The sequence below is a fragment of the Limnoraphis robusta BA-68 BA1 genome, from assembly GCF_034932365.1.
In the GTDB taxonomy this organism is placed as follows: domain Bacteria; phylum Cyanobacteriota; class Cyanobacteriia; order Cyanobacteriales; family Microcoleaceae; genus Capilliphycus; species Capilliphycus robustus.
Genome location: NZ_JAYGHR010000064.1, coordinates 76,262 through 88,642, shown reverse-complemented (window position 1 = coordinate 88,642; position 12,381 = coordinate 76,262). Strand labels below are relative to the sequence as shown.

Annotated in this window: 12 protein-coding genes; 8 read left to right on the top strand and 4 right to left on the bottom strand. The window is 43.6% G+C overall.

Annotated elements, in window-relative coordinates:
• The first annotated feature begins 265 nt into the window (after nucleotides 1-265).
• Nucleotides 266-1,363 carry a hypothetical protein gene (locus tag VB836_RS16260; RefSeq protein WP_323220686.1) on the top strand — a complete coding sequence of 366 codons (1,098 nt, stop codon included), beginning with the start codon at nucleotides 266-268 and terminating at the stop codon, nucleotides 1,361-1,363.
• A gap of 87 nt (nucleotides 1,364-1,450) precedes the next feature.
• Here the strand turns inward: VB836_RS16260 and dnaA are convergent, their stop codons facing one another.
• Nucleotides 1,451-2,812, bottom strand: a complete 1,362-nt coding sequence (gene dnaA / locus VB836_RS16255; RefSeq protein WP_046279702.1) for a chromosomal replication initiator protein DnaA — start codon at nucleotides 2,810-2,812, stop codon at nucleotides 1,451-1,453.
• Nucleotides 2,813-3,138: 326 nt separating this feature from the next.
• Between dnaA and VB836_RS16250 the strand changes: the two genes are divergently transcribed.
• The 5 genes from VB836_RS16250 to VB836_RS16230 all read left to right on the top strand — a co-directional run bounded on the left by VB836_RS16250 (nucleotide 3,139) and on the right by VB836_RS16230 (nucleotide 7,150).
• Nucleotides 3,139-4,401 (top strand): HhoA/HhoB/HtrA family serine endopeptidase, encoded by a 1,263-nt coding sequence (locus tag VB836_RS16250; protein WP_046279685.1) that lies wholly within the window; start codon nucleotides 3,139-3,141, stop codon nucleotides 4,399-4,401.
• 117 nt (nucleotides 4,402-4,518) lie between these two features.
• Nucleotides 4,519-5,037 carry a peptide deformylase gene (def, locus tag VB836_RS16245; RefSeq protein WP_046279686.1) on the top strand — a complete coding sequence of 173 codons (519 nt, stop codon included), beginning with the start codon at nucleotides 4,519-4,521 and terminating at the stop codon, nucleotides 5,035-5,037.
• Nucleotides 5,038-5,300: 263 nt separating this feature from the next.
• Nucleotides 5,301-5,870 carry a TerD family protein gene (locus tag VB836_RS16240; RefSeq protein WP_323220684.1) on the top strand — a complete coding sequence of 190 codons (570 nt, stop codon included), beginning with the start codon at nucleotides 5,301-5,303 and terminating at the stop codon, nucleotides 5,868-5,870.
• 44 nt (nucleotides 5,871-5,914) lie between these two features.
• Nucleotides 5,915-6,484: a TerD family protein gene (locus VB836_RS16235; protein WP_323220682.1), complete on the top strand. Its 570-nt coding sequence runs from the start codon at nucleotides 5,915-5,917 to the stop codon at nucleotides 6,482-6,484.
• A gap of 66 nt (nucleotides 6,485-6,550) precedes the next feature.
• Nucleotides 6,551-7,150, top strand: coding sequence for a TerD family protein (locus VB836_RS16230; RefSeq protein WP_323220680.1), 600 nt, complete (start codon nucleotides 6,551-6,553; stop codon nucleotides 7,148-7,150).
• Between the two features lie 142 nt (nucleotides 7,151-7,292).
• Here the strand turns inward: VB836_RS16230 and VB836_RS16225 are convergent, their stop codons facing one another.
• The 3 genes from VB836_RS16225 to VB836_RS16215 form a co-directional block, all read right to left on the bottom strand.
• On the bottom strand, nucleotides 7,293-8,054 hold the full coding sequence (locus tag VB836_RS16225) for a phycobilisome rod-core linker polypeptide (protein WP_323220679.1): 762 nt from the start codon (nucleotides 8,052-8,054) through the stop codon (nucleotides 7,293-7,295).
• Nucleotides 8,055-8,322: 268 nt separating this feature from the next.
• A complete protein-coding gene (locus VB836_RS16220) occupies nucleotides 8,323-9,003 on the bottom strand; it encodes a response regulator transcription factor (protein ID WP_046279691.1) in 681 nt (226 codons plus the stop codon).
• A gap of 3 nt (nucleotides 9,004-9,006) precedes the next feature.
• The gene (locus VB836_RS16215; RefSeq protein WP_046279692.1) at nucleotides 9,007-10,116 is read right to left on the bottom strand and encodes a sensor histidine kinase; all 1,110 of its coding nucleotides are present in this window, start codon (nucleotides 10,114-10,116) and stop codon (nucleotides 9,007-9,009) included.
• Between the two features lie 375 nt (nucleotides 10,117-10,491).
• Between VB836_RS16215 and VB836_RS16210 the strand changes: the two genes are divergently transcribed.
• Nucleotides 10,492-10,659, top strand: coding sequence for a hypothetical protein (locus VB836_RS16210; protein WP_160315393.1), 168 nt, complete (start codon nucleotides 10,492-10,494; stop codon nucleotides 10,657-10,659).
• 17 nt (nucleotides 10,660-10,676) lie between these two features.
• Nucleotides 10,677-12,362: a potassium-transporting ATPase subunit KdpA gene (gene kdpA / locus VB836_RS16205; RefSeq protein ID WP_323220676.1), complete on the top strand. Its 1,686-nt coding sequence runs from the start codon at nucleotides 10,677-10,679 to the stop codon at nucleotides 12,360-12,362.
• Nucleotides 12,363-12,381: the final 19 nt, after the last annotated feature.

Genomic DNA, 12,381 nt, shown 5'->3' with positions numbered 1-12,381 from the left:
GATTGCTAGGGAAATCAGACGACAAGCCAAGGGGCGAGACGGCTGAATCATCAACCTCTCAACGATCCCCAGTCGGCGATCGCTACCCACTCCAATTCACCGAAAAATTGTATCCTAGACAACTTTGACAATCGTTAATCTGAGGAACAATCAGAACACCAGACTGAAAATTTCGGCAAACCCGACCGGGTAGGAATGAGAAAGGGACTGGAAATGTGTAAGAATAGCACCCAATTCTTATTTTAGAACAGCAGAGGTGTTAAATATGCAGACAAAATATGATTCATCGTCTACTCCATCAGAAACCCAGCACACCAGTCACCTATCGCCCGTAAAATCCGTCGCGACATCACCACTCTCGCCTGGGGTTCAAATTGCTTCCAAGGTGGCGTTAGCGTTAGTGGTGTTAGGATCATTGGTGGGTTCTCTAATGGCGAGTCCCTCCCCGGAAACCCTCAGCAGCAATAGTGAAGAAGTAGAATCCCTCAGCCCATCGGCACCCACCGAACCCAGTGTAATCGTTGTTGAAGACATCGAAACTCCGACTTCTGTTACATCGGCTACCCCACAAACCGACATGGGTACAAACACAAACTCTAGCGTTTCTCCTTCCCAATTAGGAACTACTCAGCCTGGGGTGACAGGATCGACAACAGATCCAACGGCTTCCCCCTCCCAGTTACAAACCACTCAGCCTGGGGTGACAGGATCGACAACAGATCCAACGGCTTCCCCCTCCCAGTTACAAACCACTCAGCCTGGAGTCACAGGAGCAACAACAACAGATCCAACGGCTTCCCCCTCTCAATTACAAACCACTCAGCCCGGAGTCACAGCGCCGACAACAGATCCAACTGCTTCTAACCCCTCCGGTTTACCGCCTGTCTCTCCGACGACATCAGTACCCACTGCTTCCCCTAACGTTGAGACAACTCAACCCACCGCAGATCTTACAGATCCTACAGCAACCCCACCCACCCAACCGGACACCCTCAACCCCGCCGCAGGCGAAGCAGGAGACGGTGAAATCGCCGCATCTACCCCAGAGATGGCAACTGGACAAACAACCACTGCGGCGGCTCCCTCAAGCGTGGATACAACCGAGTTAAGCCAGACTCTCTATAATACAATTGACTCAGCTTGGAGTTCTCCGGTTGAAGGAGATTCAGCCTATGTGGTGAAGCTGAATAGCAATGGTGAGATTATCAGCTACGAACCCAAAACTCAAGTTGCTAAAAACAACGTCAACAATACACCCCTTCCTACCTTGGTGAAGTCTGACGCGACAGCAACGGAAGCGGCGACGGTGTTTGAAGTGGTCTTTTCGACTTCAGGGATATTAGAAGTGAAGGCTCCTCAGTAGTAGTTGTTATCAAGGGTTTCGCACGTTTATCAATTGAAGATTTCCCCTGGTAGAAACGATCAAGCCGGGGGAAACTTTGAAGAAAGGTTAGTGATATCGGCTAGTATAGTTAATTTTATCACTCAACTGTCTGAGGGTTTGTGCTAACTCGAGATCTCGATTACGCAACTGAGCAATTTTTTCACAGGAATACATCACGGTTGTATGGTCTTTTCCTCCAAATAATTCCCCAATTTTCAGCAAACTCAAATCCGTATGTTGTCGCATCAAATACATCGCCACCTGACGCGCTACACTAATTTCTCGGCGTCTAGAATTCCCTTTTAAATCATCAACAGAGACTTTAAACGTTTCTGCAACCGTTTGAATAACAGCTTCAGGAGAAGATTCTTCCGGCTTTTCAGCCGGATTAAGAACCGGAGCAATATTTTCTACTGTCATCGATAAACCCGAAATAGAAGTATAAGCAACCGCCCGAATTAATGCCCCTTCAAGTTCGCGAATATTAGAGGTGTAACGAGTCGCAATATATTCGATCACCTCTTTAGAAAGGCGTACATTTTCATATTCGGCTTTTTTCTGCAAAATTGCCATGCGGGTTTCCAAATCAGGCGGTTGAATATCAGCCACCAACCCCATCGAAAAGCGAGAACATAACCGTTCTTGTAAGCGAGGAATTTGATTCGGAGGACGGTCAGCCGCGAGAACCACCTGTTGTCCGGCTTCATGTAATGTGTTAAACGTGTGAAAAAATTCCTCTTGAGTATATTCTTTACCTTCAATAAACTGAATATCATCAACTAATAATACATCCGCCGCCCGATAATGTTCTCGGAAACTTTGCATACTATCTTTGCGAATTGCCGCGATTAAATCATTTGTAAACTTTTCAGTCGAAACATAAAAAACCTTAGCATCGGGATTAATTTCAATCCGATAATGTCCAATCGCTTGCATCAAATGAGTTTTGCCTAAACCCACACCGCCACACAAAAATAACGGGTTAAACTCTCGTCCTGGAGACTCAGCCACCGCCAACGCCGCCGCATGAGCTAAACGACTATTCGCCCCGACAACAAAGCGAGAAAACTGATATTTAGGATTGAGGTTCGTCGGTTTAAGTCGTTGAGTAGCGGGAGATTCAGCGACATGAGACGGCCAGATGAGTTGTTGGGCTTCAACATTTTCTAGACTCGTCTCAGTTTCCGTCGTGACATAAATTTCAACCGTATAGCCTAAAATATCTTGAACCGCCTCGCCGATGATTTCCTTGTAATGTTTTTGTAACCAATTGCGAGCAAAAGGGTTCGGCGTGCGAATCACCAAACAATGACTTTCGAGACGTTCAGGACTGGCTGTTTTGATCCAAGTGTCAAATGTGGGTTCACCCAGTTGCACCTGGAGACGGTCTAAGACTTGATGCCATAAACTTTCAAGGGAAATTTCCACTGCTAAGTTCCGATTTGAATAGGGTTGGGACACTGTGGGACAATAGACCCGTACACAGCCTGCCATTCGAGTCTACAAAAAATACCAGTTTAATGGATTCACCTCAATCACGCCTAGCTCAACCGTTGAACCCATCACTTCACGACTCTCGAAGCTGGCAAAAATCAGGCTTTCAGTTAAAAAACCGATTGTTCCGGCAGCGATAATGTTACAGTTGAGAGAAGCAATTGAACAACTGCTCTCTATAATGGTGGCTCAAACGGTTTAACTCCTGAAAGACCCGACACCTGTTAACGAATCCTATTAGTCAATCGGATAATCTGGCGATGAGTAGTACAACGGAAAAAGTTTTTTGGAAGCAACCCATACTCTATCTGATGCTGATGCTCACTGGAGCCGGAGCCGCTCTCATGGGTGAACGGTGGATAGAGAACCAGACTATTGTCTCCTCGCAAGACAGCCCCAGAGAGGAACTCGCCCCAGTTCCCACGCCCTCCGAAAAAGAAGATTTAACTGCCAATTCACCCGCTTGGTTTGCCCAAAAATCCCCACTTCCGATTCCCAAAACCGCCAACTCCAACTTTATCGTGTCGGCGGTTGAACAAGTAGGGCCTGCCGTTGTCCGAATTAACGCTTCGAGGCGGGTGGGTCGCCGAGGTTTAGATCGCTTTGATCAGCCGTTTCCCGATGAGTTTTTTGGGTTTGGAGAACCGCCCGGTTTACCTGATGAGTCCCCCACCGAGGAAGGCACCGGATCAGGATTTATTATCAGTTCAGAAGGTCATATTTTAACGAACAGCCATGTGGTTGAGGATACCGATACTGTTCAAGTTGTTCTCAAGGATGGTCGAATATTTGAAGGTCAAGTTTTAGGGACAGATTCGGTGACGGATGTGGCGGTGATTAAAATTGATGCCAATAATCTACCCAATGTTCGCATCGGAGATTCTGAACAGCTAGCCCCTGGAGAATGGGCGATTGCCATTGGCAATCCCTTGGGTTTAGATAACTCGGTAACGGTGGGAATTATTAGCGCTACAGGTCGTTCTAGTAGCGATGTGGGTGTTCCTGATAAGCGCATCGGCTTTATTCAAACGGATGCGGCGATTAACCCCGGAAATTCCGGCGGGCCACTGCTCAACGCTCAAGGCGAAGTGATCGGGATGAATACGGCGATTATTAGCGGCGCTCAAGGGCTAGGGTTTGCCATTCCCATTAACAAGGCTCAACAAATTGCTCAACAGTTAATCGCCACAGGTCGCGCTGAACACGCTTATTTGGGGATTGAGATGGTGACGCTCTCTCCAGAAGTTAAACGCCGACTGAACCCGGAATTACCTTCTCCGATTTCCACAGATGAAGGGGTTTTGGTGGTGAATGTGGTTCCTGGTTCTCCGGCGGAACAGTCAGGAGTTCAACCTGGAGACGTGATTCAAAAAGTTGATAGTCAATCGGTTCGCAAATCCGAAACCGTGCAGCAGATCGTTCAAAATAAAATTGTCGGTAGTTCTCTGCAAGTGGAACTTAACCGCAATGGGCAGAATCTAACGCTCAGTGTAATGACCGGAAATCTACCCCCACAATTGTAATCAGTTATCAGTTTTTACAGTTAACAGTTGTAGGAGTGGCTTCATAAATTACCCGTACCAGTCACCTGTTACAAGAGTGCCTACCTTATTTTTTGAGATCTGAGTTTTAGGGTTGATATGTTACAAGTTGCTCAACTGGGAAATCCAGTATTGCGTCGTCAAGCTGAAGCGATTACTGAAATTTCAGATCCTCGTCTTCAAAGCCTGATTGATGATTTAATTGCTACTACAATAAAATCTAACGGTGTGGGAATTGCCGCGCCCCAAGTCTCTCAAAGCGATCGCCTGTTTATTGTTGCTTCTCGTCCTAATCCTCGCTATCCCCAGGCGCCGTTGATGGAACCAACCGCCATGATTAACCCGAAAATTGTTAGTCATTCGACTGAACAGGAAAAGGGATGGGAAGGCTGTCTGAGTGTTCCAGGAATACGGGGACTGGTTGCCAGATTTCAAACGATTGAGGTTGAATACAGGGATCGAAATGGTCAGCTTCAGCAACAGCAACTGACGGATTTTGTAGCTCGCATTTTTCAGCATGAATATGACCATCTCGAAGGAATCCTGTTTTTAGATCGAGTCGAGAGTGATCAAGATTGGCTCACCGAAGCTGAATATCAGGCTTTGTATCGTCGTTAGAGTCAACCTGAATTTCAAAAGCTGAGTCGCAAGATTAGACGTCTACGCTACAATTAGAGTGGTCGTAGACCGACCTAGAGAACGGGATACACACAGGCTAATTCTGAAGCGAGGGGCAGGTGTTAGACCTTTCGATGTTAACATTTTGGACTGAAAAGATTTCGTTAGGTTGAAACCGGATTAACTGTTAATATTGGTGAGTCCTTCCTTGAAGCTAGAATTGGACGTTACGCTTGTTGTTTGAGTAAATTGAGTGAGAAAACATGACAATTAACCTCAAAAAAGGTGAAGGCATTAATCTATCCAAGCAAGCTCCGGGCTTGAAAAAAGCAGGAGTTGGACTGGGATGGGATGTCAATTCTTCTGAGATCGGCACTGATTTTGATTTGGATGTTTCGGTGTTTATGTTGGGAGCTAATGGTAAAATTCCCAGTGAAAAGTTTTTTGTCTTTTATAATAACCTAGAATCAGCCGATGGTGCGGTGAAATCATCGGGAGATAGTCGCACCGGAAAAGGTCAGGGTGATGATGAAACCATCAGAATAGACTTGCAAAAAGTCGATAGTTCTATCCAAGAAATAGTGTTTATTGTCACGATCTTTCAAGCGGAAGCCCGCCGACAAAACTTTGGACAAGTGAGAAATTCATCGATCAGAATTTATGATGAAGAAACCCAAACTGAAGTCACCCGTTATGAGTTAGAAGAAGATTTTTCCCGAGAAACTTCTGTGGAAATCGGACGGTTGTCTAAAGAGGGAAATGAGTGGCAATTTAAAGCTGTTGGACAAGGGTCAAATTCTGATTTAGAAGCTTATGTAGCTCAGTACGCCTAGTTAGATAAAGACTTTGAGTAAAGGGTAAAGATTGAGTTAGAACTATGTCAATCAACATCAAAAAGGGAGAACGAATCAACCTGGCTAAAGAAGCACCCGGACTCAAAAAAGTCGGAGTGGGGTTAGGTTGGGATGCGAATGTTACCGATACGGGCGGGGAATTTGACTTGGATGCTTCTGTATTTATGCTGGGTGAAAATGGCAAAATTCCCGAGGATGAATACTTTGTGTTTTACAATAATTTACTCTCTCCTGATCGTTCAGTCAAACATTTAGGAGATAGTCGCACAGGCGAAGCGAGTGGAGATGATGAGACGATTGAAATTAATTTAACTCAAATTAATTCCGCCATTCAAGAATTGATTTTTGTTGTCACCATTCACGAAGCTGATCAACGCCGCCAAAACTTCGGACAGGTTCGTAACTCTTTTATCCGAATTTATGATTCGGAAACCAATACTGAAGTCACCCGATATGATTTAGAGGAAGACTTTTCTAGAGAGACATCAGTTGAATTTGGCCGACTTTATCGAAAAGATGGCGAATGGCGATTTCAAGCGGTTGGACAGGGTTATAATGCAGGTTTACAAAGCTTTGTAGACAAGTACGTGTAACAACAGTAGAGAGGTTTTAGGCAAGGTTATAACCCGAATATTGCTCAATATAATATTTTCAGAAAAATGGCAATTAACTTAAAAAAAGGGCAAAGCATCGTTCTCGATAAAAGTGAATATGATTTATCGAGATTGACAATGGGACTCGGTTGGGATGTCGCCAAACCGAAAGGATTAATTGAAGGATTACTGGGTAAAACGGTAGATTTTGATTTAGATGGATATGCTCTTTTATTGGGGAGAAATAATAAGTTAAAAAATTACAAAGAAGATGTGATTTATTACGCTCATTTGCAATCTAACGATAAAACGGTTGTTCATTCAGGAGATAACCTCACAGGCGAAGGTCATGGCGATGATGAACAGATTTTTCTCTATCTCAATAGCCTTCCCGAAGTCTATGAACGCATTGTTTTGGGGGTGAATATTTATGAGGGAGTGGCTAGAAAGCAAAACTTTGGGATGATTGAAAACGCATTTGTGCGGGCTGTAGATGCGGCGGGAATTGAAATTGCTCGTTATAGCTTGTCTGGAGAACCCTCTTATGATGGAAAAATTTCCATGTTGATGGGAGAAGTCTATAAAGAGAACGGACAGTGGAAATTTAAAGCGTTAGGAACTCCGATTGAATCTGATCTCAATGGTGTTGTGCGTTCTTTTTTATAGAACTTGTAAAAATAAAATAGTCGCTGTCAAGTGCTAAACCTTAAGCGTCTTCTGCACTAAGCAACGGACTCCTAACTTCTAACTCCTGACAGCGACAATCAACGACCTTCAAAAATTGCTCTTCTAATTAATCGTTAGAGCTTTATTTTTTGCGGTAGGGAACCATCATCTCAATATTGATGTTACCGACTGCAACTTGGGTGATTTTATTGACGCCGGGAGAAACTTCCCGCGCCATACCCAAGAACATTGAAGGATCGCCTGCTTTGACTTGCTTCTCTTGAGGAACAAAGCGACGCACAGTGGTTTGCCAAACGATTTGAGGGAAACCTAACTGATTGCGGTGATACTCGTTGTAACGAGGGGTTTTCAGGTTGAACGGTGTTTCTCCCTGGTTACGTTGGGGGAGAACCCGACGACGTTGGTAGGGAACGGTATCATATCCAAAGTTTTCGAGATACTCATCACTTTCAACCAGGGCATTGATAAAGCCTAATGGCCCTTTGGTTGCAACAACGATAGACCAAGCGATTTTTTCCCGTTCGCTGTAAACGTCCCGTCCTAAAATGCGCTGAACACACATTTCCACAAAACGGTAGTTGCTGTTGGTTTGGTAGTTGAACCGCAGGAAAGGATCAGAGGTTGCTAAACCCCGGATGAAGTCTCGCACGGTAATTTGACCAAATTTAAGCTGAGACTCCAAAATCTTTTGACGGTTGCTCTTGAGAAGCTGGTGTTCACTGAAAATTTGGCGATAAGCCGCCCAAATTAATTCGTCCCATTCCGCCCCAGAGGGTAAATTTTCAGACGAAAACTTTTTGGGTTGTTCATCACTCCCGACTTCGTATCCTGCAACCCGTACATTTTGGCTAATGGGTGTGTACTCTAATAAAGGAAGCGCCACTTAAAATCTCCTTAATCTCAAAGTTAACGTTGATAACTTCATCTGGCTGTTAAGCCATCCCTTGATAACAAGGGAATATATTGGCATCACTATACCATCCTTCAGATTAGGGGATCACGGGGTTTACGTCTCATTTTTGTGAACAAATGCAACAATCTGTAACATTCCGGCACAAATCCCTTTTTCTCAAGAGAAGCGATCGCCGATCTGTCTATCTTTTGTCGAAAATCAAACCGCTTCAAAGTTGATGAGAATCAATGCTTCGGCTTTACTCCAAAAAATTCGCTGCAACCAGTTTCTTTTGTATAGCAACTAAAGCCGCTTGGGTGCGATCGCGTGCATTTAATTTCTTCAAAATAGTATGCACATGAACTCGTACAGTCCCCGGTGCAATATACAAAATATCAGCTATTTCTTGATTAGATTTACCCGAAGCAATTAAAGCTAATATTTCCTGTTCTCTTTTCGTTAAAGGATTACTCGCAGAATATGCTTCTGAACCTTCTGGAACCTCTGCAAATCGTCCAAAGGTTTCTTGTATTTCTTGAGTCGCCATCGGGTCCCACCAAGAAGCACCTGCGGCTACCGAACGAATGGCTAATATTAATGCTTCCGGTGCAATTCCTTTTAAACAATACCCTTGTGCTTTGGCTTCAATTAAGCGATTAATCAGAGGTTTTTGAGAGTGAGAAGTCAAAACTAAAACCGGAAGTAAGGGCTGTTTTTGTTTGATTTGGCGACAGGCTTCTACGCCACCAATTCCGGGAAGTCCGACATCTAAAATCACGACATTTAACGAATACTGACTCACCAATTCTACGGCTGTTTCTCCATCTTCGGCTTCTGCGACAATTAGAATATCTCCTTCTTGCTGAAGTCGAGTGACTAAACCGAGACGAAATAATTCGTCATCTTCTACTAATAAAATGTTTAACGGTTTGGGGTTCATTAATTAAGAATTCGCCATCGCAGAGGAAATTTCAGCCGAAAGACGAAAGGAGAATATCGCACCATGAGGCGATCGCTGTTCTGCCCAAATTTTACCACCATGCGCCTCTACAATTTGACGACTGAGGTAAAGTCCTAATCCCGAACCTTTGGCTTGGCGATCGCCATTTCCTTGATAGAAGCGTTCAAATAACATCGGGAGTTCCTCATCTCGAATGCCTTGACCTTCATCTATTACTTTTACCACAAAATCGCCATTATCCGCCATCAGCATCACCTGTACAGTGCTTCCGCGACGAGAATGATTAATTCCATTAGAAATCAGGTTAACGAGGACACGCAGCAATTGTAGGGGGTCTGCATTCACCCAACATCGGGAACGAAAATCGGAGTTTTCTTGGGTTAAACGGATGTAAACTTGACGACTAGAAGCGAGAGTTGTTAGGGTTGAAATCGCTTCTTCGGCTAAGATTACTAAGTCTACAGACTTTCGTTTTAACTGCAAACCTTCCGTATCATTGCGGTAAACATCGAGTAACGTTTCCACCAGTTGTAAAGTATTTTGGTGACTCCGTTTGATAATATCAATCACTTTAGTTTGTGTTGAAGTAACTGCGCCGAATTTTCCCTGTTCAAAGGCGATTAAAGTTTCAATTGCACCTAAAAGGGGCGTTTTCAAATCGTGAGTTAGAGTAGACGCAAAATCTTCTCGTAATTGAATCAGTTTTTTTTGGGCAAATAATTGCATTCGTTGACGGGCTATTGCTTCTTCGTAGCTGCGGTTTTTTTGACTTAACCAACCCGTGACAATTAAAGCGGTAACAGCAATAAAACGATTAGCAACCGTTGCAGGTGAAATCGCTTCTAATCCCGGTATGACTAAGTTTAATACAGTTAATATTACCGCAAATAAGACCACTTGTGCAGTGGCTTTGCGACTGAGGTGTGAGTTAGCCAGTAATATTGCCCCAATATACAGATAGCCAAACACATAGGGCGGCGGAGTGGAATATTCTAAAGCAATAACAATCGCAAATACCAGTACAATTAGCCATTGAGTATAGGGAAGATACAGCCAGAGACGATGAAAGAAAGCGGGTAATCTAAATTGCATATTGAATGACCAAAAAGAGTTTAATAATCGGCGATAGCCCGATCTCGATTAATTATCTAGTTTAATAACAAACCGGGCGTTTAGGCAAATCTATACCTGCTGATATAGATGTTTAGCTTCAAGCTAAACGCTTCTATATTCTTCGGCTTAAACAGGTTAATATAAATTTCCAATTAACTCGCCTCTATACCTTCTTTTTTGGTGAAATCTTCGGCATAATCAAGCTATCAACTATTTTATCGATAGCCAAATTTAGGCTATTTCAGGAAAATGATGCACCGAGAAAAACCCACAGCAGTAAGTATCAGAGTTTGTTTTAAGAGTTGTTACTGTGGCATTAGATTGAGAGATATCGTTCTACCAGAAGAATGTCAAATGCTGGGATTAGTTCGAGGAAATAACGTTATTTTTGTGAGCGAAAATCCCGAAGTTAAGTGCGATGACGTTTTATTAGCTGTTGCTATTAATCCCATGTATTCACCCGAATTACAACTTTGTTTAAAGAAATTAAAACCCTTGTCAGTTTCTCAAATATCTAAATAATAGTATTTTCTCAAACCATGTTACAAGGATTCTTTCAAATTGCTCTAACTTTATTCATTTTGCTGCTAATTGCTCCGCTTTTAGGGGCTTATATGGCGCGTGTTTTTTTACATCAAAGAACCGCACTCGACCGAATATTAAAGCCCGTTGAACAGTTTATTTATGCCGGAAGCGGAGTTCATTTCAAAGACTCGATGAACGGTTGGCAATATATTCGGGCGGTACTTTTTAGTAACCTTGTGATGGGAATATTCGTGTTTTCAATCTTCCTATTGCAAGGGATTTTACCGCTTAACCCAACTCAATTAAACCCCCCCAGTTGGGATTTAGCCCTACACACCGCTATTTCATTTGTTACCAATACAAATCAACAGCATTATTCAGGAGAAACAACCTACAGTTACTTCTCACAAATGCTGGCGTTAGGGTTTTTAATGTTTACCTCTGCGGGGACGGGTATTGCAGTTGCAATTGCCTTTATTCGCGGACTAACGGGTAAACCTTTAGGCAACTTTTACGTTGACTTAACCCAATCCATTACCAGAATATTACTCCCTATTTCTATCATTGGTGGGATTATTTTACTCATCGCTGGAGTTCCCGAAACCTTAGCCGCACCTGCGGAAATTACCACCCTAGAAGGCGCAACCCAATATATCGCTCGCGGTCCCGTTGCCCACTTTGAAATTATCAAAGAACTCGGTGAAAATGGCGGGGGATTTTTTGGAATCAATTCCGCACATCCCTTTGAAAACCCTAACGGATTTACCAACTTCTTAGAAACCGTCATTATGCTGATTATTCCAGCCGGATTAATCCATACTTACGGCATTATGGCAGGTAATCATAAACAAGGTTGGTTAGTCTTTTGGATGGTATTTATTCTGTTTGCAATCTTAATTGCAATTACGGCGATTGGTGAATACCAAGGCAACCCCATTGTTAACGAGATTTTAGGCAAATCCGCAGCAAATTTTGAAGGAGAAGAAGTGCGTTTTGGTTGGGCATTAACAGCACTTTGGGCAGTGGCTACAACCGGAACAATGTGCGGGGCAGTGAACGGAATGCACGACTCATTAATGCCTGTGGGCGGTTTTGCTACCTTGTCGAATCTGTTTTTACAAATTATTTGGGGCGGACAAGGAACCGGAACCGCTTATCTGTTTATCTTCCTGATTTTGTCCGTTTTTATAACCGGATTAATGGTCGGACGAACCCCCGAATTTTTGGGTAGAAAAATCGAAAAACGAGAAATTGTGTTGGCAAGTGTAGTGTTACTGGTTCATCCCATAGCCATTTTAATTCCCGCAGCAATTACCCTCGCTTTTACCGATACCCTGTCAGGAATTACCAACCCAGGTTTTCACGGAATTTCTCAAGTTATCTATGAATATGCCTCGGCGGCGGCTAACAACGGTTCCGGCTTTGAAGGACTCAGCGATAATACCCTTTGGTGGAACTTAAGCACCAGTTTTTCACTGCTTTTAGGGCGTTATATTCCAATTATTGCCTTGTTGTTACTCGCTGATAATATGACTCGCAAACAAGCTGTTCCCGAAACCGCAGGAACCTTGCGAACAGACACCATTTTATTTACCAGTATCACCGCCGGGGCTATCGTCATTTTAGGTGCCTTAACCTTCCTACCCGTTTTAGTCTTAGGCCCCGTTGCCGAAGCCTTTAAAATAGCCAGCATTTCCTAACCCAAAACCAACCCATCCA

What these genes read in the sequence shown, in the direction of transcription:
- VB836_RS16230 (WP_323220680.1), top strand. Translation starts at nt 6,551, where the DNA reads ATGGCAATTAACTTAAAAAAAGGGCAAAGCATCGTTCTCGATAAAAGT.
- def (WP_046279686.1), top strand. Translation starts at nt 4,519, where the DNA reads ATGTTACAAGTTGCTCAACTGGGAAATCCAGTATTGCGTCGTCAAGCT.
- kdpA (WP_323220676.1), top strand. Translation starts at nt 10,677, where the DNA reads ATGTTACAAGGATTCTTTCAAATTGCTCTAACTTTATTCATTTTGCTG.
- VB836_RS16210 (WP_160315393.1), top strand. Translation starts at nt 10,492, where the DNA reads ATGCTGGGATTAGTTCGAGGAAATAACGTTATTTTTGTGAGCGAAAAT.
- VB836_RS16235 (WP_323220682.1), top strand. Translation starts at nt 5,915, where the DNA reads ATGTCAATCAACATCAAAAAGGGAGAACGAATCAACCTGGCTAAAGAA.
- VB836_RS16250 (WP_046279685.1), top strand. Translation starts at nt 3,139, where the DNA reads ATGAGTAGTACAACGGAAAAAGTTTTTTGGAAGCAACCCATACTCTAT.
- VB836_RS16240 (WP_323220684.1), top strand. Translation starts at nt 5,301, where the DNA reads ATGACAATTAACCTCAAAAAAGGTGAAGGCATTAATCTATCCAAGCAA.
- VB836_RS16215 (WP_046279692.1), bottom strand. Translation starts at nt 10,116, where the DNA reads ATGCAATTTAGATTACCCGCTTTCTTTCATCGTCTCTGGCTGTATCTT.
- VB836_RS16220 (WP_046279691.1), bottom strand. Translation starts at nt 9,003, where the DNA reads ATGAACCCCAAACCGTTAAACATTTTATTAGTAGAAGATGACGAATTA.
- VB836_RS16260 (WP_323220686.1), top strand. Translation starts at nt 266, where the DNA reads ATGCAGACAAAATATGATTCATCGTCTACTCCATCAGAAACCCAGCAC.